The organism is Novosphingobium sp. FW305-C-111 (assembly GCF_058783565.1).
This window is the reverse complement of record NZ_JBYSYP010000016.1, coordinates 17,479-39,888: the sequence shown is the minus strand read 5'-3', so window position 1 is coordinate 39,888 and position 22,410 is coordinate 17,479. Positions and strand designations below refer to the sequence as shown.

Genomic DNA, 22,410 nt, shown 5'->3' with positions numbered 1-22,410 from the left:
TGGCGGCCGCAGCCAGCGTGAAGGTTACAGATTGGCGGACATGGTGGCCAGAAGTCGCTTGAACACGGCAACTTCATCGCCCGATATGCCGGCGAGCAACCGTTCATAGACCACATCGGCTTCCGCTCTGAGCGCGGGCAGGATGCCGACCGCCTTGGGACGCAGGTGCAAGGTCCACACCCGCCGATTGCCTTCCACAGCCCGGCGCTCGACGTAATCCGCCTTTTCGAGTTGGTCGATGACGTGACCGACGCTGGCGCGTTCCAGTTCGAGGCATTTGGCCAGCTCGGTCTGGGTCAGACCGGGGGTGCGGAAGATATAGGCGAGAGCGCGCCATTGGGTTCGGGTCAGCCCGAACTTCGCGGTTGAGGAATCGAACACGCGGCGCAGCTTGCGCGGAACCTCCTCAACCAGGAACACCAGCCCATCGGCCTCGGTGAGGTAGCTCTGCTGGTCGGACGTGTTCGCCATGTCACGGCTCATAGCTTCCGATTGGCCAAAAGGACAGCCTTTACTGTAAGGCATCATACAGTAAGATAGAAGCATGTCGAATCCGCCCGTCACCCTGTCCGGCCATTCCGGCCATGCCATCGCCGCCCTGATCGAAGGCCCCGAGCAGGGTATGCCGGTGCTGCTCGCCCACGGCGGCGGGCAGACCAAGCGGGCGTGGAAGCGGGTGACGACGATGCTGGCCGATCACGGCTTCCGCGCCATCGCGCTCGATCTGCGCGGGCATGGCGACAGCGCCTGGGCCGATGACGGAGCCTATGACATTGTCGATTTCGCGGGCGACCTGATTGCGATTGCCGGTTCGCTCGACCGCAAACCCGCGCTGATCGGAGCGTCGCTTGGCGGGCTTGCCGGGATCATGGCCGAAGGCGAGGTTGCGCCTAGCAGCTTCGCGTCTCTGACCTTGGTGGACATCACCCCGCAAATGGAAGCGGGCGGGGTGACGCGGGTGGTCGGCTTCATGGCCGCCCATGCCCGCGAGGGCTTTGCTTCGCCCGAGGAAGCGGCGCGGGTGATCTCTGAATATCTCCCCCATCGCCCGAGCCGCAAGGCTTCGTCCGGCCTTGCCCATTATCTGCGGCAGAAGGGCGACGGACGCTATTACTGGCATTGGGACCCAGCGTTCATCGACGGCATCATGCGCCGCCATGCCGAGCGCGGCGACAGCAGCGACTTCGGGCGCACCGAATTGGGCGAAGCCGCGTCGCAGCTTGCGCTTCCGGTCCACCTGATCCGGGGCGGATCGAGCGATCTGGTGTCGCCCGAGGCCGTGGCGCATTTCCGCGCGCTCGTGCCGCATGCCGCCTACAGCGACATCGCCGATGCGACGCATATGGTGGTCGGCGACCAGAACGACGCCTTTGGCGACGCGATCCTCGATTTCCTTGTGCGGACGCACGGCAAGGAGTGTGCGGCATGAGCGAGCGACCACCAAGAATGGACCTCGAACAGCTCCGCACGATGTTGCACATTGCGCCATTTCACCAATGGCTGGGGCTGGATATCGCCGAACTGACAGACGAGGCGCTGATCCTTGAAATGCCGTGGCGCGACGAGATCGTCTCCAACCCGATGATCGGATCGGCGCATGGCGGCATCCTTTCCGCGCTGATCGACCTGACCGGGCTTTACACGATCAACGCGCTCGGCGGATCGGCGCGGGCTACTTCCGACATGCGGGTCGATTTCCACCGCCCCGCCACCTCGGGACCGCTGCGTGCGATTGGGCGGGTGGTCAAGCTGGGCAAGCAGATCAGTGTCGCGGAGACCCGCATCGAGGATGCCGAAGGGCGATTGCTGGCCAGCGGGCGGGGTGCCTATGTCGGCTAGGTTCCGAATCTATAGCGGCGCAGCGTCGGTGCTGGCTCTGGCCGCGTGCGTCCCGGTTCCCCATCCCGGAACCCGGCCCGCGTTGCGCACTGCCGAGACAATCGAGGCGGGCCAGACGCTCGCCGCGCGTGGCAACACGGCCTGGCCGCCCGACCAATGGTGGCGCTTGGCGGGCGATCCGCAACTGACCGCGCTGATCGAGGAGGGCCTCGCCAATTCGCCGCAGGTCGCTGTGGCAATGGCGCGGGTCAGGCGCGCCGAAGCCGAGGCGCAGCGGATCGGAGCCGCGCGGCTCCCCTCGATCGGTGCCGAGGCCGAAGGCGGCCTGCGCCGCCAGAGCGGCAACAACGGCATCCCTGCCCAGTTCTTACCCGATGGCTGGAAGGATTACGGGCAAACGTCGCTGAGCTTCGGCTTCGACCTCGACCTGTGGGGGCGCAACCGCGCCGCCTTTGCTGCAGCGACTTCGGATGCTCGCGCGGCGGTGGTCGATGCGGCGCAGGCCCGCCTGGTGCTGTCGGTCGCGATAACCGCCGCCTACGCAGAACTCGGTCGCCATTACCGCGAGCGCGACAACGCCGCAGCCACGCTCGCCAACCGCCAGGCGATGCGCGACATTGTCGTCCAGCGCCAGCGCAACGGGCTCGACAACCTCGCCAGCCTGCGCCGTGCCGATGCCGAGGTCGCCGGAGCAGAGCAGGATCTGGCCGCAGTTGACGAGAACATCGGCATCCGGCGCAATCAGCTGGCCGCGCTCCTGGGTGCTGGCCCCGATCGGGGGCAGTCGATCACCCGTCCGCCACTGGCGCCTTCAACGCCCGGCGGGGTTCCCGCCGGTATCACCACCGACCTGCTCGGCCGGCGTCCCGATATCGTCGCCGCGCGCGAGCGGGTCGAGGCCGCCGCGAGCCGGGTCAAGGTCGCGCGGGCCGGATTCTTTCCATCGATCAACCTCAGGGCGCTGATTGGCCTGCAGGCGCTGGGGCTTGGCAACCTCGTCGATTCCGGCTCGTTGTTTGGAAGCGTCGGCCCGGCAATCAGCCTGCCGATCTTTCAGGGCGGTGCACTGAAAGCGCAATATGGCAGTGCCGAGGCGGCCTATGATGAGGCCGTTGCGAACTACAACCAGACCGTGGTCACCGCCTACCAGCAGGTCGCCGACGCGGTTACCCAGCGCGACGCGGCGGACAAGCGACTGAGCGCGGCCCGCACCGCACTGGCCGCCAACGAAGATGCACTCGGCCTGGTGCGCACACGCTACGAGGCCGGGCTTGCCAGCTATCTCGACGTGCTCGCGAGCGAACGCGGCGTGCAGGATCTTCGCCTCGCCGTCATCGGCCTTGAGACATACCAACGCGGCGCGACGCTTGCGTTGATCCGCGCACTAGGCGGCGGGTTCGGCGCGGCCACTACCCAATCATCAGGACAGACCGACCAATGAGCGATACCGCGACACAAGCTGCCGAAGTCGATCCGGAACGGTCCGCCTTTCGCAAGACCCGCCGGACGATGTGGCTCAAGCGCCTGGGCATCGCGCTGGCAATCGCGGCGCTTGCCTGGGGTGCGTGGTATGTGTTGGTCGCCCGCAACTATGTCAGCACCGACAACGCCTATGTGAACGCGCGTATGGCGCAGGTCACCCCGCTGGTCGCAGGATCGGCCATCGAGGTGCTCGTCGAAGATACGCAGCAGGTGAAGGCCGGGGACGTCCTGGTCCGGCTCGATCAGGCCAATGCCAGGATCGCCGTCGCGCAGGCTGAAGCCGATCTTGCCGCTGCTCGCCGCAAATTCGGCCAGACCGTTGCGACCAACAGCGCGCTATCGGCCCAGATCGATACCTCAAGCGCCGGTCTCGTCCAGGCCCAGGCACGGCTTCGCACCGCGCAGGCGGAATTCGAAAAGGCAAGGATCGATTTGCAGCGCCGGGAGGCCGTCATTGCCAGCGGCGCGATCTCGGGCGAGGAACTGACACAGGCGCGCAAAGCCTATGCCGCGGCAAGTGCTGCGCTTGAAGCAGCACGTGGCGGCATCTCGGAAGTCGTTTCAGCCCGCCGGGTTGCACAAGGGCAACTCGCCGCCAACGATGCCCTGGTGCGCGGCTCCAGCGTGGACACCGATCCAGCGGTTCAGGCGGCCAGGGCCCGACTTGACGCGGCTTTGCTTGATCTCCAGCGTACCGAGATCCGAGCACCGGTCTCCGGGGTGGTGAGCCGCCTGCAAATCCAGGTCGGCCAGCGCCTGAGCCCCGGCCAGACGATCATGACCATCGTACCGATCGACAAGCTCTACGTCGATGCCAACTTCAAGGAAGGTCAACTGGGGCGCGTTCGCCCCGGCATGGCTGTGACCCTCAAGTCCGATCTCTACGGCGGCGTTGTCGTCTATCACGGCAAGGTCACCGGCCTCGCCGGCGGGACCGGCTCGTCGATGGCGATCATTCCCGCGCAGAACGCGACCGGGAACTGGATCAAGACCGTTCAGCGCCTGCCGGTGCGGATCGAACTCGATCCTGCCGAACTGCGTCAGCACCCTTTGCGCGTCGGGCTGTCGATGGAAGTCGAGATCGATGTCTCGGGCCAGTGACCTGCAATGAGCGAACCCTCACGCTCAAGCGCGGGGATCGCCCCGTCGCGGCAACTGGTCGCAGGCCTGGTGCTGGCTTTGGCCAATTTCATGGTCATCCTCGACCTGACCATCGCCAACGTCTCGATCCCGCACGTCGCGGGCAATCTCGGTATCACGCTCGAACAAGGCGCCTGGATCATCACTTCCTATGCGGTCGCCGAGGCGATCTGCGTCCCCTTGACCGGATGGATCGCCGGTCGCTTCGGGTCGGTGCGCACTTTCCTGCTCAGCATGGTCGGGTTCGGCATCTGCTCCTTTCTCTGCGGCATATCCGTTACAATGGGTATGCTGGTCGCGAGCCGGATCGGTCAGGGAATCTTCGGCGCCTTCCTGATGCCGATGTCGCAAACCTTGCTTCTCAGTGTTTTTCCGCCCGAGAAGCGCAATATGGCGATGGGATTGTGGTCGGTCACCCTGCTGATGGGCCCCGCCGTCGGCCCGATGATCGGTGGCTATCTCACAGACAATTTTTCCTGGCACTGGATCTTCCTGATCAACGTACCGGTTGCAATTTTGTGCATCGTCGTGGGATTTGCCCTGCTCAGGCCGATCGAGACCGAGCGACAGATCCTGCCCATCGACTTCGTAGGCCTTGGCTTGCTGGTCCTCTGGGTCGGCTGCCTGCAACTCGTGCTCGACCTTGGCCGCAACCATGATTGGTTCGCCGATCCGATGATCGTGGCGCTGTCGATCGCTTCGTTTGTCGGCTTCCTGCTGTTCGTGATCTGGGAACTGGGCGAAGATCACCCGATTGTCGACTTGCGGGTGCTCCGCCACCGGGGCTTCAGCGTCGCCCTCACGGTGCTGTCGCTCGCCTTCGCAGGCTACTTTGCGGGATTTGTCATTGTTCCCCAATGGCAGCAGGCCTGGCTCGGATTTCCGGCGACCGCCGCCGGCCTGTCCTCATCGTTTTCGGCCATGGGCGGACTGATCACCGCGCCGCTTGTGGCCTATCTGATGAGCCGTCTCGACCCGCGTCTCCTCGTTTCAGGCGGCGTTGCCTGGATCGCAGCGATGGCCCTCCTGCGCACGACCTGGACGACGGATTCGGACTTCTGGACCCTCAGTCTGCCGCAGTTCGTTCAGGGACTCGGCGTCACCTTCATGATGCTCCCGCTCATGACCTTGACGCTCAACACGGTTGACGAGAACGAGGTGGCATCGGCTGCCGGCCTTCAAAGCTTCATGCGCACGATTGCGACCGCCGTGGCGACCTCGATCACACTCTCCTACTGGGGAGATACCCAGCGCCTCGCGCGCAGCGATGCGGTGGCAGTCCTGCAGCCGGAAGCGGCGCAGGCAAGCCTTGCGGGACTCGGCTTCCCGCCAGACCAGGTACGGCAAGTTCTCAGCAATATGGTCGACCTGGAAGCGACAACCATGGCGCTCATCCATACCTTCTGGGCGACCACCGCCATCCTCATCTTTGCCGCGTGTCTCATCTGGCTTGCCCCGCGGCCCGCGAAGACTGGCGGGATGCCGATGGGGCATTGACGCGCCGCCATTCATGGGCGCTGGTTCATCCAATAGCAGCATTTGCCCCGCCACAGGCGGGGCGGGAGAGGTAGAGGAGGCGTGTAGCGGGTGACGGGCTGAAGGAGCGGAAGAGAGTTTCCCTCCGCCCGCCATGGAGACCCGCCATGTCCCGATCCCACCCCGCGACGCCGCGTGCCGACGTCTATTCGCGCATTACCTCCGAGATTGTCTCTGCCATCGAAGTCGGTGCCGGCGACTGGCGCATGCCCTGGCACCATGATGGCGCTGCCACGACCCGTCCGCAGAACGTCACCTCCCGCCGTCGCTATCGCGGCGTGAACGTGCTGGCGCTCTGGATTGCCGCTGAAGCCAGCAGCTACTCCAGTGGCCTTTGGGGAACCTATCGGCAGTGGGCCGCGCTTGGTGCTCAGGTTCGCAAAGGCGAGCGCGGAACGACTGTCGTTTTCTGGAAGCAGGCCGCATCGCGCGCCGATGACGATCATGATGATGGCGAAGCCGGACCCGGTCGCATGTTCGCCCGGGCCTTCACCGTGTTTAACCTCGCACAGGTCGAGGGCTATGAACCCGCTCCTGTCGCGGTATTGCCCGAGAGCGAGCGGTTCGAACATGCCGAGGCATTCGTCGCGGCTCTGAAGATTCCTATCACCGAAGGCACCTACGATGCGCACTACCGGATCGATCTCGATCACATCTTCATGCCAACCTTTTCCGCGTTTCGGGATGCATCGGCCCAGATGGGCACCCTTCTGCACGAAGCTGGCCACGCCACGGGCGCAAAGCACAGGCTCGACCGCAATTTTGCCGAGAGGTTCAAGCGCGACAGCCTGGCGATCGAGGAGATCTGCGCCGAACTGACAGCTTCGTTCGTGCTCGCCGACCTCGGGATTGCCCATCATCCGCGCGCCGATCATGCCGCATACGTGGCATCGTGGTTGCGCGTGCTGAAGGACGACCCTCGCGCCATTTTCACCGCCGCCAGCAAGGCACAGGCCGCTGCCGACTGGATGCACGCCCAGCAACCCCAGCCCGAGGAGTTGGCGGCATGACACGCGTCCGGAAAATTGGCGTCGGAAGTCAGATTAGGGCTGGACTGTCAGGATATGTCGCCTCACTCTGTCAGGCGACGCTGTGCGCCGAATACGGCCTGCCCAACGAACTCCATGACAGCCACGCCTCCTACATCCATCACTGGATGAAGATCCTGCGCGGGGACAAGACCGCGATCATCCACGCAGCCGCCAAGGCCGAGCAGGCGGTCAAGTGGCTGCGCCAGTTCGATCCGGCACTGGCGGGCGAACTCAAGGAGGCGGCCTGACGATGATCGGTGCCCACTCGCGGCGTGAGCGGGAAGGGGAGGGGGTGAGGACCCGGCGCGCCATGAGGCGCGAAGGAGACCCCCACCATGAACTACGATCTCGACTTTCGCTATCGCCGCGCGCTGCAGCCCGACGGCCTCGCAACGATACCGACCGCAACCCAGGCCGTGGTCGACGCCATGCAGGATGCGCGCAATGCCGGCGTCGATCCGGCCCGCGATCCCGCCATCATCCTGCTCGCCCGCCATGTCGGCCGTCTGGCGCTTGGCCATGCCCCCGACGAGACCTTCACCGAAGACACTGCGCTGCGCCGCCAGTGCATCGCCAGGATCGACGAATTGAAGTCCAAGCCTGCGCTGGTTGCGCTCGCGCGTCGCGGAATTGGTTACGATCCCGAAGCCAAGCGCGCCTTCCACCGCGAGGCCCGTTCGGCACTCCGGGTCGCGGCGCGGCACCTCGGACTCGATCCCGACCAGTTCGACCTGCGCAGCAATTTTGCGGGGCCCGCCGTCTCGGGCGAGATCACGCTTCATGGCGACGAGATCTATGTTCAGGTCTCGATCCCCTGCATCCGTCCGGGCCGCGAGGTCATGTTCCGCCGCTGCAAGGGACGCCAGGACTACCTCGGGGACCGCAACCACTTCTGCGACATCGCCGTGCTCGCCGCCCCGCAGACCTTCCGCTCACTGGTCGTTCGCGAGACCGGCCTTTCCATCAACCCGCGCGAGCAATCGCTGCTCTAGGAGAAAACCCCATGGGTTGGCTGTTCATGTCACGGGGCGGGATGTCGCCGTTCGCCACGCCGAAGGCCTATTTCGACAACCAATGCACCTATCCGCCCGACCCCGACAAGGGCCGTGAGACGGGATTGCGGGTGCTCAAGTCGACGGTTCGTTCGGGCGCCTACTACGCCGCTTGCCAGAGTTACGACGCCGAGGGACCCAAGGAGACCTTCGCCATCATCTGCCTGGTCAAATGGAACCCCGGCGCGCGTAGCGGCGAGGAGTTCGGGTACAAGGACCTCACGGAAACGATGGGCCCTTATCACTACGATTGCCCGGCCTCGATCCTCGATCTGCTCGGACCTCCCGGCAACGAACACGCCGCGAACTGGCGTGAGGCTTGCCGGGCGCGGCTCGCATTGACCTCGCGCCGCAAGCCCAGGCCCGGCGATATGTTGGTTCTGGCCGAGCCGCTCATGTTCACCGACGGGCAGAGCGAACGCAGCTTCCGGGTGGTCCAGTCTGGCAAGAAAACCGTGCTGCGCCGTGTCAGTGACGGGATGGGGGTCAAGATCAGCAGGCTGATGAGCCGCGCCTGGACGATCGTTCCGCCTCCCGCTGCGCCATCAGCGTCGTGAACGAGCAGAAGGCCAGTGCCACCATGTCCGACGAACCCGCCCCCGAACGCTCACTTAAACGCGGGCGTCTGTGCAGCATCGAGAATGCCAACCGCGTGGCCACCCGCGTTGCCGAGCATATCGCGACCGACACGGCCGTGGTGAAGACAGGAAACCCGCTGCAGCCGTTCCGGGTGGTGCTGGCGAGCAAGGCCACGCCGGGGCGCACCGTCTCTCGGGTCGTCACCTGCAATGATGACGAGCCCGAGGTTCAGTAGGGCTCCGGGCCGCGCTCGACGAACCACGATTGCCCGAGTTCGAAGTCTGCGCTGGCCGAGACGACCGGCCCGTCGGGTGCCTCGGCGACATAGGGCGAGACCAGATCCTTGCGGCGCACCCGCGAGCGGCTGAGCCACGCCGCGGTGCGACCGCGCGCTTTCAGCATCGCCAGCAGCCAATCCATCGCATCGGCCATCTCGACGACGCCGCGCCCGGCGAGGCAGAAGTAGATCGCCCGCTGGAAATCGTCGCACGAGTTGCTGAGGATCGCGGCGAGCTTGGCCCGCCCGCCCGGCGCGTTCTCATGCACGAGCGACACCGCTTCGCGCAGTTCGCGCACCGAGAAGTAGGCGTCATCGACCCCGACCCCGATGCAGAGTGCCGCAATGGCCCGGCGAGCAGGCAGCACGTTCAAGTCGCACGAGGCGTCGCGCAGCTCGATGTCGAGATCGAAATGGTCGGTGTGGGCGCCGATGGGCATCGCAAAGTTCCTTTCGAGAAAGAACGTAGCGTGAACGCTCAAGCGCCGTCAACCAGCAGGCGGAGGGGAGGGGGAGCGCATCGGTCGATCATTGCAAAGGAGAGTTTGATGACCCAACTTGCTACGACGGCCCCTGCCGACACCGACCGCACCGCCGAGATTGCGGCGCTCAACGATGCGGCCCGTGCGGGATCGCTTGTGACCTCGAAAACCGTGTTCACGCGGGCGCTCGCGGATATTCTCGCTGGCGAGGACCCTGATCCGGATACGCGGCAGTTCAACCTGATGATGGGCCAGTGCGCGCTGCGGCGGTTGATCAATGAGACGCCGATCGATCCCGGCAACGATCCGCATGGCGAACGCGATTTCGGTGTGGTCGAGCATCAGGGGCACAAGATTTTCTGGAAGGTCGATGTCTACGCCAACGATGGCACGTTCGCCTGGGGATCGGAGACGCCTTGGGACGCACAGCAGAGCTTCCGCGTCGTGACCGTAATGCTGGCGAGCGACTGGTGACGCGATGAGCCGATATTCGCTGAAGCCGCTGACCCATCGTGCGGATTTGTTCGAAGTAGCGGTTGGGTGGGATGCCGGGCTCGACACCTACTTCGTCATGGCGTTCGGCGGACCTGATTCGGCCCGCGAGCCTGCAATTCGGTTTAGGCGCGGAACGAGCCTTCGCGACATAACCAGTTCCAAGGGGCTCATCGGCATCGCCCGCACACTTGCGGAAATACCGGATGATCTGGCTGCGAGATTACACCTCGACAGGCTCGCCGAGCCGCATAACCCAGAAGCGCCGATCAGCCGGCTGATGGCCGAACTGCTGGCACGGTCGCCATCAATTAGCGACTGATCTGCTCCGCTGCCAAGTTTAATGTGCGGCGGCATGCGGCGTATTGAGCGCAAACAAGGTGGCGAGAATTTCCAACCAGTACCATGTTTCAGAACAGGTTGCGACCTAGCCGACTTCGGCTGATGTTGCTGCCATTGCGGTCGCTAAGCTGTTGGCGCTCCTTTCGGTTCGCTATCGCCGTAACTGTGCATAGCATAGACCTTCTGCGTTTCAGGACTCGAAAAAGAACCTAAAGTGAACATATGCTTCCAGCGGAGAAAGCATGAAGAAGATCGGTCGAAGCGACATCATAGGCCAGCGCGGTATGGCTCACATTGACGGCGTGGTCCATGCGATGGGTTACGTCTTCTACCCGACCGGCGGCGTCGAGGCCGGCATCGACGGCTACATCGAGCTTCGGGACGAACAAACGGAGGTGGTCGGCAATCTCCTGCTGCAGGTCCAAGGCAAATCGACCGAGCGCCAGCGTCTTCAGGCGGAGACCGATGACAGCTTCGAGATCCCGTGCTCCGAGAACGATATCTCCTACTGGCTGCACGGCACTGCCCCGGTTCTGCTCATCGTCGTCTTGCCGGAGCGCGGCACTGCCTACTGGAAATCGATCAAGGAGTGGTTCAGGGACCCCGAACGGCTGAAGGCGCGGAAGGTCGTCTTCGACAAAAACAACGACGTGTTCGACCGCAACGCGAAACAGGCTATAGCGGCAATTGCGCTCGCTACTGCGCCAGGCGCGGTCGCCCCGAGTACGCGCATCCAGGAAGACTTGCTGGTTAACCTCCTTGGGGTTTCGTTCGGCAAGACGCTATACTGGGCTCCCACAGACCATGCCACAGACAAGAGCTTCGGTGCGGCGCTCCGCGAGATCGATCCCGATGCTGGCGGAGAGTGGATCGTGCGGAGCAAATCTGTACTTTCCTTCCATGACTTGGACCGCTGGCCTTGGAACAAGCTGTGCCAAGCGGAAGCGATGGAGGAGTTCGGCTCCGACGAGTGGGCGGATAGCGAGGACGAGGATCGGCAGCGCGACTTCGTGGCGCTAATGAACCGGGCCATGGGGCGGTTCGTTCAGTCCACGCTCTGGCATGACCGCGAAAGCGGTGCGTACTACTTCCGAAAGCCCCGCGACCGCGACAAGCTCCGATATGCCTACAAGCGCCTGAAGAGCTTCGTTCCACGGGACGTCGTAAAGCGATACGGGAAGCGGCGCGACGACCCCACGCAGCCTGCCTACTTCCGGCACTCGGCGTTCCTTCACCGGTTCACCAGGCTTGGAAGCAAGTGGTATGCGGAGATTACGCCGACCTACCATTTCACGAGGGACGGCTACAAACCTGATAAGCTTTTCGGGGGAGAGCGGCTGAAGAAGATCAAAGAACTCGAGAACAACGCGGCGGTCATGGGACAGTTTGTGATGTGGAGGCACTTTCTCACCACCCATGGCGCGGCAACGCTCTACGCCGACCAGTATCCGTTCCTCGGCTTCTCGGCGCTCGATCCGCTGTGCCTCGAGGTCGGCGTTCCTGATGATCTCTGGAAGTCGCAGGAGGGTGACCCGGACTCCCCGCTGTTCGACTGGGCACAGGCGGAAGCGGCCTCGTGAAGTTGAGCCACCTAACCGATCCGCCCCTCGAGTTCGGCGGGGCGATGCGGCATGTCGATATCAGGTTTGGCCTGATGGACTACGGTCCGTTCGATGCCGGCATGGAAGGCGCGCCGAAGCGCATCAAGGTTGGCATCGTCGGAAGCGCCGAGACCGTCGAAGGCACCGCCCGCTGGCTGGAGAGCTGTCGATCCGGGTTCGAGGCCAAGGCCAGCCGCCAACCCAACCTATTTCCGGCCTTCCCTGGCCTGTCTTTCGAGGAAGCGTTCCGGTGCGAGTTCGTCACTTCGGACGAACTCCAGCGCGTTCTGCCGCCAAAGGAGATCGCGAGGCTGGCTGCCATTCCGGGGCAGCGGGAAATGACAAGGGCCGTCGTGGAGAGCATCGCCGACGAGATCGGCGTGCTTTCCGAGCGGACGATGAAGCCGGATGTAGTACTGGTCGCGTTGCCGGTCGAGATAATCCAGCGGACCTATAACGCCAGAGCGGCGACTTCGTCTGAGAACGATGAGGAAGGTCCGGACGAAAGTGGTCCCGAACTCGACTTTCGGGGTATGCTGAAGGCGTCCTGCATGCGGCTACATCTGCCGATCCAGCTTCTGTGGCCCACGACCTTCGATCCAGCCTACAAAATCCCGCGCAAGCTGAAAGAGAACAGTGACCGCCGGACGCAAGACCCGGCCACGATTGCTTGGAATCTGTTGACCGCAATCTACTACAAGGCGGGAGGGCTACCTTGGCGACTCGCTCGGGATGCGCGACAATTGCGGACATCGTTTGTCGGGCTCAGCTTCTACCGCTCGATCGATGGCGAGCATGTCCATACCAGCACCGCACAGATGTTCGACGAGCGTGGCGAGGGTCTGATCCTACGTGGCGGTCGTATGGTGGAGAGCGAGGAGGATCGACGGCCGCATCTCACAGCCGAAGACGCCTACGAACTGCTCCGCAACTCTCTTAAGGTGTTCCGACAGCAGCACGGCCACTATCCGGCGCGAGTCGTGCTTCATAAGACATCGCGGTTCGATCGGAATGAGTTGGCCGGCTTCCACAAGGCAATCGACGAGCGCAACATCGACTATGCCGACCTGATCTGGGTGCAGAAGTCGATGACACGACTCTACCGGCTCGGTGTGTATCCGCCGTTGCGAGGATCGCTGCTCCGCTTCGAGAAGGACCAGGCCCTCCTCTACACCCGTGGCAGCGTCGAGTTCTTTAGGACGTATCCTGGCATGTATGTCCCTAGACCACTGATGCTACGGTGCCAGGCGCTGGGCCAGCCGCTACAACATGTGGCGGCTGAGATGCTGGCCTTGACGAAGATGAATTGGAACAACACCCAGTTCGACAACGGCCTGCCCATCACGATCGCTGCCGCGAAGCAAGTGGGCGAGGTGTTAAAGTACGTCCCCGATGGTCAGGAGATTGCTCCTCGTTACAGCTTCTACATGTAGAGCGCTCCAAGCTTGAAGCTTTTAGCTCAAACGCAGACATTGCCGAGGGGATCATCTACGCCCGTAGCGGGCGAATACGCGGCGTACTGTAGCCTGCCCCTCGGCATCGAGTACGTAATCATTAGCAAGATCCGACCGGTCATACAGTCCAAACTCGTCAGGCGACCGGGCAAGCTCGTAACCAGACGCGTCGAGCCAGATGACTTCGTCCGCACCGGCCATCGGCAGGACATTGTAGCGTTTCATGGCGCCGGTCGTCCCCGTCAGCTCGGCTTCCTCCGGCACGGCCTCGGCGCGCACCCGTTCGCGGGCAGGCAGACTCCGTTCCCAGGCCAGAAACTGCTGGGGGTCGATCAGGTCTTCGGAGGTCGGTGCGTCGACCTCGTTGCCTAGCCAATCCTCGAATAAGGGCCTCAGTGCTTCGGCATCCTCGCGCGTCTTGGCTCGCCACTGCGCCAACGCGAAGGCAACGAAGGGATCGAGCGTTCCCCAGCGCAGCAGCTCGCGTGCCCAGAAGCCGAACCAGGGGAGACCGGTAGTCTCTTTCCAGTCGGCAAGCGAGGGAACCGCCAGCGGATCACCGGCACCTGCGGTCCATTTCTGAGCGACGACCGCACCGATCGCGACCCCCAGACGAAATTCGAGATTATCGGCGACGAAGCGCTGTCGCGCCCGTAGTTCACCGGCGGCGGGCACGGCCCCCTCGGGACCGCGCATCCACCAGCCAAGAACGTCGGTCCAGTTATCGAGGATGGTCTGGTCGGTGACGGTGTCGCGGACGCGGAATCCGAAGCCGCGATCCTCCTTCAGCAATTCACCCAACGTCTCGAACCGCGCTAGGCGCTGGGCTGGTGTCTCGGTGCCATAATCAACGGCCGCCGCCAAGAGATCACCAAGTTCCGGCGCAATCGCTTCAAAACGTCGCCCGACATAGGGCGAGAAGCCATATTGATAGAGGCGCCGCCGTTCGTCGGCATCGGGATAGATATCCTCGACGATCGCGCGTCCACGCCGCACGATCGCCAGTTCGAGCCAGGCCTCTTGCGCAGCGGCAGCGACAGTGAAGGTTTTTTGCCACAGCATCGCGAGCTTGGCCTCGGCCTGCGCGCCGTCGAGCGCAGGATTGAGGAGGCTCAGTTCCTCCAGCGCGGTCATGACGAAAGCATCGAGTTCGTCGACGGTGTCTGCCAATCGCGCTAATCCGCCGCTCGCGCCGGTTCCGGCATCATCGCTGACTTCGCCCGGCTTGACCTGTTCCAGCCAGTCAAGAAAGCCCTCGTCGGTCAAATGCCCAAAATAGACCCGCGCCTTGTCGCGCAACTCCTGGAGCAGCATGGCGAGCGGACTGAGCGTTGCGTCGCCAGCCAGTTCATCGAGCCGGAGCTTTTCACGCAGGGCGTCATAATCCTCACGCAGGGCGTCCATCTGGTTGCGCTGGGTCTGTTTCTGCCCATTTGCGGTGGTAGCGATGGTGGTTGGCAACGCGATCAGCGTCAGACCCTCCATGCCCCGTGTCGCGCCCGGGCGTCCGGCACGACCGGCGAGGTTGCGGAACTCGGCCGGGGTGTAGGGCGTGATGATCGGCTCCTGCTTGACGTTATCGTAGGCGCTGCGCTTGAGCGAGGTCACGAAGATGATGTCGAACGGCAGGTTCACGCCTTCGGTGAGCGTGGCGGTTGCGACCGTGATCGGGCAGATCTTTTCGTCGATCAGCGCCACCATCAAGCGGCGTAGGCGCTGCGGCATCTGGCCGTGGCTGGTCGCGATGCCGCGATCGAGCAGCGTCACTTCGTAGGACTCCGGCCCACAATAATCGACGCAGGCGGCCCGCGCCTCGGCAAACAGCGCGCCGCCCATGCCTTCCGGCGGCACGAAAGCCGGGAGCCCTTGCCAGGCCGGGAGAGCGAACGACTGGACATACCAGCCCATCGTCTGCTCGGGTTCCTGCGCGAGCGAGATCAGGATGCGGCGATCGGTCGCGGCAAGGTGGAGCGCGGTCCACAAGACGGTGACCTGGTTGAAGCGGTTGAGGCTCGAGCGCATCTGCGCCGGCAACTGCGCCATCGGCGGGATCGTCAGGTTGAGATACACCGGTGCGTCCCGACCCTGCACATAAAGCGGACGGCCGTTCATCAGTTCGAGCAACATGGTGCTGCGCCGTTCCGATGCGGTTTCGAGAACGCCGATAACCTGCCGGGTGCTGCGATAGCGTGTTCCGATCGCAGCGGCCTCGCCATGCCCTTCCATCCACCGCGCGACGGGCCCGGCGGCACCGCCTGCGACTGCGGTCAAGGCGATCCGTGTGATGTCGGGGGCCTGCGTGAGCAATCGGGCGACGAAACTCTCGAGCCGCAACGACCGGCTGCTGTGATCGGCGAAGTCGCTCCGGCCGCTTTCGGTATCTTCGGGGAGTACCTGGTGGGCCTCGTCGACGATCAGCAGCTTCAGCCGGCTGAGCAGCAGGGGCGCGAGATAGCGCATGAGCGCATCGGCCTTTTCGACGGTGGCGATCAGCACCGTAGGCCGGTCGGCATTCAGCCAATAATCTGTGATGCCCCAGTCGGCGCCGCCATAAAGGCCTGTAATGATGAGATCGCGGCCAAGTTCGGCGGTCAGCTTGGCCTCGACTTCCCCGGCGAGCGCGCGCGACGGCACGAGGTAGAGCGCGAGCGGCACGACCTCGCCATGATCGCGCAGCAGCAGTTCCTTCACCAAGCCGAGATTGGCAACGAGCGTCTTGCCCGAGCCGGTGGGTGTGCAGAGCGCAAAGGAGGAGTTTTCGAGCAGGCGCGTGAGGCCGGCACGCTGCGACGACCAGAGGATACCGCGACCGCGTGAGAATTGGTCGCGCGCGAACGCGAGCATGCGCGGCATGCGCTCGACATTGAGTTCGCCAAGGGCGCGGACCGAACGATAAATGCTGGCGTTGGCGAAACGCTCGCCGACCTGCCGTAACAGGCTGACCAGCAGCGCCACATCGTCGCTGAATGTGCGTACGGCCATGGCGTCGAGTGCCTTGAGCTTGGCGGCGGCTTTGGCGAGGCGGCCATCATCACCCCGCCTAATCGAATCCGCGTAGAGACCGAGCGCACGGACCAGTTCGACCGTGAAATACCAGGACAGTCGATCGTCTTCGGCCTGCTCCAGGATTTGGCGCGAAGACCCAACATCGGTCAAATCGCCGTTCTGGTCCCAAAACGCCATCGCATGGACAAGCACGGCGTCGAAATCGGCGCGGAAAAAGTCCGCGAACAGGCGAGCCCCCTCCTCTTCGAGATCGAGTTGACCCAGCAGTCCCGACGCCATGGCGGGCAAGCCGCCCAGCTGAAACGCCGCGCCGGCCAGCAATTCGATCGGGGCGATCTTCCTGATAGCGTCAGCGGAGCGCGCCAGCCATTCGAGGATTTCGCCGGCACGCCGATAACAGTCGATCGCGCGCGGAGCGTCATGGCCTTCGATTTCGGCGAAGATCTCGGCGGCTTGCAACAGGCTGCGTGCATCTGCCAACTGGGCTTCCGAGTCGGCATTGTTCCAGCCGATCGTATCGACCTGCCAGCCGATCTGAAGGCAGCGGACATAGGAGCGTGCCTGGTTGGCCGATATCTCGTTTTCGAGCGCGAGCCCGATGCGGGCTCCGTTCGCGATTTCTAGACGTTGGGGATCGTGCGCCGGCATCAGATTGGCCAGAGGGCGTTATAGACGCCGTCGATCAGTTTATCGCCATCTTTGAGGATTAGTTCGACCACCTGCAGGTCGTGCGTCGCAGTGTAGTCCTCTGGCACCGCGTCCCAAGGTATTAGCGAGTGGGTCGCCTCCCGGCTCGGCACATCCCCACCTGAAATCAGGATGAGGTTGGTGCGGGGGAGCGGTTGGGCATTGCGGGCGACCAGTACTCGATCGAGAGTCGCAATTGCTGCCGAATAGCCGTCCGGATCGATTTCGCGAAGCAGTCGCTGGAGCTGTCGAAGGCCATGCGGCGCGGGAATGTCGCGATTAATTTGGAACCAGATCCCCTTGCCGTCATGCTCGAGTTCGTTGGTCTCGGGGTTCTTCTTTTTCTTTCCGTACATGAGCTCGGCAACGACAGATGGCTGGAGCTTTTTCCGCCATTTCGCCTCGCCAGCGATAAACCGCTCGATCTCACCTGCGTCGTTTAGCGCGAGCGCGAGGAAGTCCGATCCGCGACGGCCATAGACTTCGCGCTTCCGTTCGGGATCGCGGACAAGGGCGAACAGATAGGCCTCGGCATCTTCATGGTAGCGGAACAGGAAGACCGGGATCGTCCAGTCATGGCAACCGACATAATCGTAATGTTCGGTAAGCATGCCGGCCATGACTTCACCGAACAGGCCACGTCGCGTTATCGGCGGTAGGCAAGTGGGATAAGTGATATGCGCTGCGGGGCCATCCACATCGGGGTGAAGCTCGATGCCCATCTGTTCGTGAAAAAATGCGCGCGCATCTGCATGCGCGGATTCAAAATAGGTCACGAAATCGGCGATCAGATCATCGTCGCAGTCACAATCTTGCTCAAGCAAAAGGTGACCGTAATTGTCGATCTCGCTTGGATAGTCTTTAAGCCATCGTGCCAGCGCAGCCTTTGGTGGTGGGCAATTGTGCAAGCTCAATGTCTAGCTCCCCTGCGCCGTGTGTAGGCAAATTGGGCGGCGGGATGAAGCGCAAATAGTGACTCAAGTGCCTCATATTTGCGTTGGCGCGACCGGAATTAGTGTGCCTAGCTGATTGGTAGGAACGTTGGCAAAAACGTCCGCGCTCCCGGATTGCGATGCTGAGAGGAGCCTTTCCGGAGTGTCCAACGAGCCGGCCGACTTGCCGCAATCCAGTCTAACCGATCGCCGCCAAAATCTGCTGCTTTACTGTCATTCCCTCCCTTTCCTTCTCGGCAAAGACATAGATCCCAGAGTTATTGCTCGCGTTTTGCCAAAGCTCTCCGATGGCCCTCTTTGCGTTTGAATCGGCGACGAGGTGTTCGCCTTTGTACTCGACCACGAGCAATCGACCGTCTTTGAGCTTCGCGATGAAATCGGGATAGGTGCGCCCACCGGCTAACGGAAGCCAAAACGCGTCGGGGTGCTTGGCGACGTTCCGTACCCAGAACGCCACCTCCGAAATGCTGTCGAGTTGCTGCGCAGCCTTGAACTCCTCGCCATCGTCCTTGCCGTCAAATGCGGGGACGCGATCCCAGCCCAGATAGTGATTGCTGAACCGCCATTTCGTGCCACGGTAGCACGGTACGCCTGCAAACATGCCTTCGTGGAACCAGAAGCCGTTCTCGAACGACAGTTCGGGCTTTGCATCCGGAGCGAAAAGACATTTTTGATAAACGCCCTTCCGCACCTCGGCCCGGATTGCCGCGATTTTCTCGCGCAGTTTGCGGGCCAGGATGAACCGGCAACGCATCAGAGCGGCGAGCGGGATCCCGCGCGGGCCGGTGAGGAAGGCAACCACGTCGCTCAGCCAGGCTACCATTTCACCATGGCTGATCGCTCTGTCCGCCTGCCGTACCTGTTTAGCGAGCAGGTTGACGAGGCCGCCCGCCGTCCAGCCATCGACTGGCACGTCGAGCATCAACTGATCAGATTGATCACTATGCCGGACGAGCAGGTGATCGCCATCGAGGTCGATCTCGAAAGCTTCTGACGTGTCGCGCACATCAAATTCCGCCTTGCTCAGCCGCGCCGAATGATCCGCCAGCGACCATTCGAAATATTCGCCCAGAACATCAGCATCAGCGAAAACCAACTCTCCCTGCACGGCTGCCATCAGGCGAGGCACGACGAATTCCTCACCCTTCTCAGCCGGAGAGGCGTTGTGAGCATGCTCCAGCTCGTGCTGCGCAATGGCCTCGCGAACCACGTTTGCCGCCTTTTCCGGCAGGGCGGCGTAGATCACATCCTTTTCCGCCTGCCGCAGGAAACCCGTTACGGTGATCACAGGCGATCCACCCGGAGCTGCTTCGATCTTCACCTTTTCGGGCGCAGCGGCCTTTACTACGGCCAGCACATCCGGCGATGCATCGACCTCGATCCGGGCGGTCGGCTTGGGGCGCCGCTTCTCGCCCCACAGGCCCTCGTCTAGCGAACCCTGGCCGGCCTCGATGTTCGCCTCGGCTTCGCTTTCTTCGAAGCCCATCTCGACCAGGCGGTCCCGCAGCGTATTCGCCGCCTCGGCAAACGACTTCGAGACGAGGTTGGCATAGGCCTTGTTAAGCACTGCGGCCTTGCGCCGCGTGGCATAGGGCATGCGCAGAACGCGGCCGAGCAGCTGCTCCGCGTCGGTGGAGCTTTTGATGTTGGCGACCGAGCAGAAGACATAAGCGAAGGAGCAGTCCCAACCTTCCTTCAGCGCTTCCACCGTGATGACGTATTCGATCGGGCAATCGGGCTTGAACAGGTCGATCCCGTCCAGTTCGCGCTGATCGCCGGTGGCGACGGCAATGGCCCTGGGATCGATATGGTGCGTGTCGATCAGGTGCTGCCGCAGCACGTCGACGGTCACTTCGCGGTTCCTATCCTCGGCCTGGAACAGCACGATCGGGCGGATGTAGCCCACCCGGTCCCTCGCCGCTTCTTCCGCCAGTTCGGCGCGCTTCATGATCGCGCCGGTAACTGCGCCCTCCCATGTTTCATGCTCTTCAAGCCGTACCGGCAGCTTGATCATCTGCGCGTCTTTCAGCTCCAGCGCGCTGACTGAATGGAGGATGTTGCTCTTCCTATGGGGCGTGGCGGTGAATTCCACGATGGCGCAGGGGTTCACGCGTTCCTGGACCGTGCGGGACAGGCCGGTGACGGCCTTGTGCGCCTCGTCCACGATCATCAGCGGTTGGCGCAGATGGCACAGGTTGGCGAAGCTGAAGCGGATGTCGTCTGGATGGCCCCCAACCTTGGTGGCAACATCCGGCCCCAGAGTCTCCAGCCCGGCACTGCGCCGAGGCACCTCGCTGAACAGCGGCTCCAGCTCTTCATGATGGGCGTAGACCTTGCGGCCGTCGGTGCTTTCCACCCGCAAGGTCTGCAACGTGCCGACGACGACGCAGCAGTTGGCCGCAAGGTCGTGCGGGCGGATGCGGGTAAAATCGCCAATGTCGAAAATCCGCACGCGCCCACCGAACTGGTCGTCCAGCGCGCGGCGATAGGGGTGCTTCGGATTGTTAAGCGCTTCTGCCGTCTGGGTGCGGATCATGTTGGTCGGCACCAGCCACAGGACCAGCGGGAAATCCTGCTCGATCCAGGCATCCTTGGCGACGCCAATGGCGTGCGCGCCCAGCAACGTCTTGCCGCCGCCAGTGGGCAGGCGCAGGCAGACATAGGGCATTTCTTCCTGCCCCAGCAGCGGCTCATACTTGCCGCCATAGCCGCGCAGGCGCCTGGCCTGCTCCGGCTCCTGCGTGATCGCCTCATAGGCTGCCTTCGGCCCGCGCAGCCGTGCATCTTCGAAGAAGCGGCGCAGCACGCCCAGCGTATCGGTCTGATATTGCTTGAGCTGCATCAGCGGGCCCTCACGTCATAGGGGGTCTGCTTGAACACGATGCCCTCTGCCTTCAGCGTTTCGGGGGAAAGCCGGGAGGCTTCGCCATGGACGGTCATGGGCCCGGCAAAGTCTCCTGCAGAAGTGCGGATCATGGCCAGCGTCTTGCGGGTCAGCACGTTGCCGCCGGACACGCTCTTGTCGCCCAGGATACCGTTGTAGAGCAGGGCATAGCCGTGGCCTTCATGGCTGCCCAAAAACGGCCCGGAATGGGGGCTTGCCATCGGCTGTCCGGTTTCCGCGAACCAGATGTGGGCGGCTAGCGGCGCGAAGGATACCCCGGGATTGATCGCGCCGTCTTCGTCGAACACCGCCTCGCCAAGCCGATTGAAAGCAAAGCCGCCGCCTCCCTGCCAGCTCACCGCCTGGGAAATGCCCCCCTGTTCGCCCTCGACCACTTTCTTCAGGCGCGGCGCGCAGTGCGTGACGGCGTGATCGCCCATTTCGACGCCGATCCAGCGGCGACCCATTTTATGGGCAACTGCCGCAGTCGTACCGGAACCCAGGAAACTGTCGAGCACAAGGTCACCGGGGTTAGTGGCAATGTGTAAGATACGCTCAAGCAGTCGCTCGGGCTTCGGTGTGCCGAAGCTCACATCTGCACCGAACAAAGCGTTACATTCCTTTTTGCTTTCATCGGTGTGGCCGACTTCGGTGTGGGGCCACCAGGTCCAAGGAACCAACCCTTCTACCTCTGAGAGATAGCGAATGACGCTAGGCTGGGCCTTACCGTCTTTGCCCCAGTAAATACGTCCGCGGGCCTTCAGCTTTTCAAACTCGGGCTCGATCATGGACCAGCAACGCCCCTCCGGTGGACGATGCTGTGTCCCGTTAGGTGCCGTGATCACGTACATCTGATTGGGACGAAACCCCTGCGCCGTCATTGGCAAGCCGCGCCAACGCTTGGCCGGGTCAGTCTCTTTCGAATTGTCTGGATTCTTGTAAATCTTGGCCTGCTGCTCATCCAGCGGGATACGATTCCGCGATGCCTTGAACGCTTCTGGCGACTTGGCATAGACCATCAAGTATTCGTGCACATCGCCAATAGCTTCCCGGTTTTCACGGGAATATCGCTTTTGCCAGATATTGGAGGCGATGAAATTCCGCCGCCCAAACACCTCATCCATGATGACCTTGAGGTAATGTCCCTCGTTGTCGTCGATCGACACCCAGATGCTGCCATCTTCGGCCAACAACTCGCGCAACAGCACCAGGCGAGGCCAGATCATCGCCAGCCACTGGCTGTGCTCCAGATTGTCGTCGTAATGCTCGAACGCCGACCGGGTGTTGTAGGGCGGATCGATATAGATGCACTTCACCTGCCCCCGGTAATAGGGCAGCAGGCTTTTCAACGCCTCCAGGTTGTCGCCCTGGATCAGCATGTTGCCGGAAGCAGGATCACCGAAGGATAGCGCGTCGTCCCGCTCCAGCAGCCGATAAGCCACGGCATCCGCGCTCTTCACGTCCTTTTCGCGCGTTAACCACGACAGCGTTGGCATTTAATTCGGCTCCCTGTTCCAATTGCCTGAGCAATAGTGGGCCTATGGGAAGAGAGCAATTCAGCAGCGGTGGTTCT

19 protein-coding genes and 1 pseudogene are annotated in these 22,410 nt (G+C 62.9%); 14 read left to right on the top strand and 6 right to left on the bottom strand.

The window, feature by feature from the left end; all coding sequences use genetic code 11:
* Positions 1-24 precede the first annotated feature (24 nt).
* Entirely contained in the window at positions 25-471 is a 447-nt protein-coding gene (locus tag AC3WLD_RS16285) for a MarR family winged helix-turn-helix transcriptional regulator (RefSeq protein ID WP_492558024.1), read from the bottom strand.
* 73 nt (positions 472-544) lie between these two features.
* Between AC3WLD_RS16285 and AC3WLD_RS16280 the strand changes: the two genes are divergently transcribed.
* The 10 genes and pseudogenes from AC3WLD_RS16280 to AC3WLD_RS16235 all read left to right on the top strand — a co-directional run bounded on the left by AC3WLD_RS16280 (position 545) and on the right by AC3WLD_RS16235 (position 8,894).
* On the top strand, positions 545-1,429 hold the full coding sequence (locus tag AC3WLD_RS16280; protein WP_492558023.1) for an alpha/beta fold hydrolase: 885 nt from the start codon (positions 545-547) through the stop codon (positions 1,427-1,429).
* On the top strand, positions 1,426-1,839 hold the full coding sequence (locus tag AC3WLD_RS16275) for a hotdog fold thioesterase (RefSeq protein WP_492558022.1): 414 nt from the start codon (positions 1,426-1,428) through the stop codon (positions 1,837-1,839). Before AC3WLD_RS16280 ends, AC3WLD_RS16275 begins: the two co-directional genes overlap by 4 nt.
* Positions 1,829-3,280 carry an efflux transporter outer membrane subunit gene (locus tag AC3WLD_RS16270; protein ID WP_492558021.1) on the top strand — a complete coding sequence of 484 codons (1,452 nt, stop codon included), beginning with the start codon at positions 1,829-1,831 and terminating at the stop codon, positions 3,278-3,280. The genes AC3WLD_RS16275 and AC3WLD_RS16270 overlap by 11 nt, the downstream gene beginning before the upstream one ends.
* Positions 3,277-4,422: an EmrA/EmrK family multidrug efflux transporter periplasmic adaptor subunit gene (locus AC3WLD_RS16265; RefSeq protein WP_492558020.1), complete on the top strand. Its 1,146-nt coding sequence runs from the start codon at positions 3,277-3,279 to the stop codon at positions 4,420-4,422. The genes AC3WLD_RS16270 and AC3WLD_RS16265 overlap by 4 nt, the downstream gene beginning before the upstream one ends.
* Positions 4,423-4,428: 6 nt before the next feature.
* A complete protein-coding gene (locus AC3WLD_RS16260) occupies positions 4,429-5,958 on the top strand; it encodes a DHA2 family efflux MFS transporter permease subunit (protein WP_492558019.1) in 1,530 nt (509 codons plus the stop codon).
* A gap of 146 nt (positions 5,959-6,104) precedes the next feature.
* Positions 6,105-7,007, top strand: a complete 903-nt coding sequence (locus tag AC3WLD_RS16255; protein WP_492558018.1) for an ArdC family protein — start codon at positions 6,105-6,107, stop codon at positions 7,005-7,007.
* A gap of 56 nt (positions 7,008-7,063) precedes the next feature.
* Positions 7,064-7,276, top strand: a pseudogene (locus tag AC3WLD_RS16250) (zincin-like metallopeptidase domain-containing protein); the annotation flags it as partial.
* An 87-nt stretch (positions 7,277-7,363) separates the two neighbouring features.
* Entirely contained in the window at positions 7,364-8,020 is a 657-nt protein-coding gene (locus AC3WLD_RS16245; protein WP_492558017.1) for a hypothetical protein, read from the top strand.
* An 11-nt stretch (positions 8,021-8,031) separates the two neighbouring features.
* The gene (locus tag AC3WLD_RS16240) at positions 8,032-8,637 is read left to right on the top strand and encodes a DUF6927 domain-containing protein (protein WP_492558016.1); all 606 of its coding nucleotides are present in this window, start codon (positions 8,032-8,034) and stop codon (positions 8,635-8,637) included.
* Positions 8,638-8,660: 23 nt separating this feature from the next.
* Positions 8,661-8,894: a hypothetical protein gene (locus tag AC3WLD_RS16235; protein WP_492558063.1), complete on the top strand. Its 234-nt coding sequence runs from the start codon at positions 8,661-8,663 to the stop codon at positions 8,892-8,894.
* Here the strand turns inward: AC3WLD_RS16235 and AC3WLD_RS16230 are convergent.
* A complete protein-coding gene (locus AC3WLD_RS16230; protein WP_492558015.1) occupies positions 8,888-9,376 on the bottom strand; it encodes a hypothetical protein in 489 nt (162 codons plus the stop codon). The two genes, AC3WLD_RS16235 and AC3WLD_RS16230, sit on opposite strands and share 7 nt — an antisense overlap.
* 108 nt (positions 9,377-9,484) lie before the next feature.
* On the opposite strand from AC3WLD_RS16230, the gene AC3WLD_RS16225 reads away from it, so the two are divergent.
* The 4 genes from AC3WLD_RS16225 (at position 9,485) to AC3WLD_RS16210 (ending at position 13,286) form a co-directional block, all read left to right on the top strand.
* The gene (locus AC3WLD_RS16225) at positions 9,485-9,892 is read left to right on the top strand and encodes a DUF3768 domain-containing protein (RefSeq protein WP_492558014.1); all 408 of its coding nucleotides are present in this window, start codon (positions 9,485-9,487) and stop codon (positions 9,890-9,892) included.
* 4 nt (positions 9,893-9,896) lie between these two features.
* The gene (locus tag AC3WLD_RS16220) at positions 9,897-10,232 is read left to right on the top strand and encodes a hypothetical protein (RefSeq protein WP_492558013.1); all 336 of its coding nucleotides are present in this window, start codon (positions 9,897-9,899) and stop codon (positions 10,230-10,232) included.
* A gap of 262 nt (positions 10,233-10,494) precedes the next feature.
* Positions 10,495-11,832 (top strand): DUF4365 domain-containing protein, encoded by a 1,338-nt coding sequence (locus AC3WLD_RS16215; protein WP_492558012.1) that lies wholly within the window; start codon positions 10,495-10,497, stop codon positions 11,830-11,832.
* Positions 11,829-13,286, top strand: a complete 1,458-nt coding sequence (locus tag AC3WLD_RS16210; RefSeq protein WP_492558011.1) for an argonaute/piwi family protein — start codon at positions 11,829-11,831, stop codon at positions 13,284-13,286. Before AC3WLD_RS16215 ends, AC3WLD_RS16210 begins: the two co-directional genes overlap by 4 nt.
* 51 nt (positions 13,287-13,337) lie before the next feature.
* Here AC3WLD_RS16210 and AC3WLD_RS16205 read toward each other — a convergent pair whose 3' ends face one another.
* From AC3WLD_RS16205 to AC3WLD_RS16190, 4 genes are all read right to left on the bottom strand, one after another.
* Positions 13,338-16,961, bottom strand: coding sequence for a DEAD/DEAH box helicase (locus AC3WLD_RS16205; RefSeq protein WP_492558010.1), 3,624 nt, complete (start codon positions 16,959-16,961; stop codon positions 13,338-13,340).
* On the bottom strand, positions 16,961-17,914 hold the full coding sequence (locus AC3WLD_RS16200; RefSeq protein WP_492558009.1) for an aminotransferase: 954 nt from the start codon (positions 17,912-17,914) through the stop codon (positions 16,961-16,963). The genes AC3WLD_RS16205 and AC3WLD_RS16200 overlap by 1 nt, the downstream gene beginning before the upstream one ends.
* Before the next feature lie 217 nt (positions 17,915-18,131).
* The gene (locus AC3WLD_RS16195) at positions 18,132-20,795 is read right to left on the bottom strand and encodes a DEAD/DEAH box helicase (RefSeq protein WP_492558008.1); all 2,664 of its coding nucleotides are present in this window, start codon (positions 20,793-20,795) and stop codon (positions 18,132-18,134) included.
* Positions 20,795-22,333 carry a site-specific DNA-methyltransferase gene (locus tag AC3WLD_RS16190; RefSeq protein WP_492558007.1) on the bottom strand — a complete coding sequence of 513 codons (1,539 nt, stop codon included), beginning with the start codon at positions 22,331-22,333 and terminating at the stop codon, positions 20,795-20,797. The genes AC3WLD_RS16195 and AC3WLD_RS16190 overlap by 1 nt, the downstream gene beginning before the upstream one ends.
* Positions 22,334-22,410: the final 77 nt, after the last annotated feature.

What these genes read in the sequence shown, in the direction of transcription:
- AC3WLD_RS16205 (WP_492558010.1), bottom strand. Translation starts at nt 16,961, where the DNA reads ATGCCGGCGCACGATCCCCAACGTCTAGAAATCGCGAACGGAGCCCGC.
- AC3WLD_RS16225 (WP_492558014.1), top strand. Translation starts at nt 9,485, where the DNA reads ATGACCCAACTTGCTACGACGGCCCCTGCCGACACCGACCGCACCGCC.
- AC3WLD_RS16270 (WP_492558021.1), top strand. Translation starts at nt 1,829, where the DNA reads ATGTCGGCTAGGTTCCGAATCTATAGCGGCGCAGCGTCGGTGCTGGCT.
- AC3WLD_RS16240 (WP_492558016.1), top strand. Translation starts at nt 8,032, where the DNA reads ATGGGTTGGCTGTTCATGTCACGGGGCGGGATGTCGCCGTTCGCCACG.
- AC3WLD_RS16260 (WP_492558019.1), top strand. Translation starts at nt 4,429, where the DNA reads ATGAGCGAACCCTCACGCTCAAGCGCGGGGATCGCCCCGTCGCGGCAA.
- AC3WLD_RS16215 (WP_492558012.1), top strand. Translation starts at nt 10,495, where the DNA reads ATGAAGAAGATCGGTCGAAGCGACATCATAGGCCAGCGCGGTATGGCT.
- AC3WLD_RS16195 (WP_492558008.1), bottom strand. Translation starts at nt 20,795, where the DNA reads ATGCAGCTCAAGCAATATCAGACCGATACGCTGGGCGTGCTGCGCCGC.
- AC3WLD_RS16265 (WP_492558020.1), top strand. Translation starts at nt 3,277, where the DNA reads ATGAGCGATACCGCGACACAAGCTGCCGAAGTCGATCCGGAACGGTCC.
- AC3WLD_RS16285 (WP_492558024.1), bottom strand. Translation starts at nt 471, where the DNA reads ATGGCGAACACGTCCGACCAGCAGAGCTACCTCACCGAGGCCGATGGG.
- AC3WLD_RS16230 (WP_492558015.1), bottom strand. Translation starts at nt 9,376, where the DNA reads ATGCCCATCGGCGCCCACACCGACCATTTCGATCTCGACATCGAGCTG.
- AC3WLD_RS16220 (WP_492558013.1), top strand. Translation starts at nt 9,897, where the DNA reads ATGAGCCGATATTCGCTGAAGCCGCTGACCCATCGTGCGGATTTGTTC.
- AC3WLD_RS16245 (WP_492558017.1), top strand. Translation starts at nt 7,364, where the DNA reads ATGAACTACGATCTCGACTTTCGCTATCGCCGCGCGCTGCAGCCCGAC.
- AC3WLD_RS16190 (WP_492558007.1), bottom strand. Translation starts at nt 22,333, where the DNA reads ATGCCAACGCTGTCGTGGTTAACGCGCGAAAAGGACGTGAAGAGCGCG.
- AC3WLD_RS16280 (WP_492558023.1), top strand. Translation starts at nt 545, where the DNA reads ATGTCGAATCCGCCCGTCACCCTGTCCGGCCATTCCGGCCATGCCATC.
- AC3WLD_RS16255 (WP_492558018.1), top strand. Translation starts at nt 6,105, where the DNA reads ATGTCCCGATCCCACCCCGCGACGCCGCGTGCCGACGTCTATTCGCGC.
- AC3WLD_RS16275 (WP_492558022.1), top strand. Translation starts at nt 1,426, where the DNA reads ATGAGCGAGCGACCACCAAGAATGGACCTCGAACAGCTCCGCACGATG.
- AC3WLD_RS16235 (WP_492558063.1), top strand. Translation starts at nt 8,661, where the DNA reads ATGTCCGACGAACCCGCCCCCGAACGCTCACTTAAACGCGGGCGTCTG.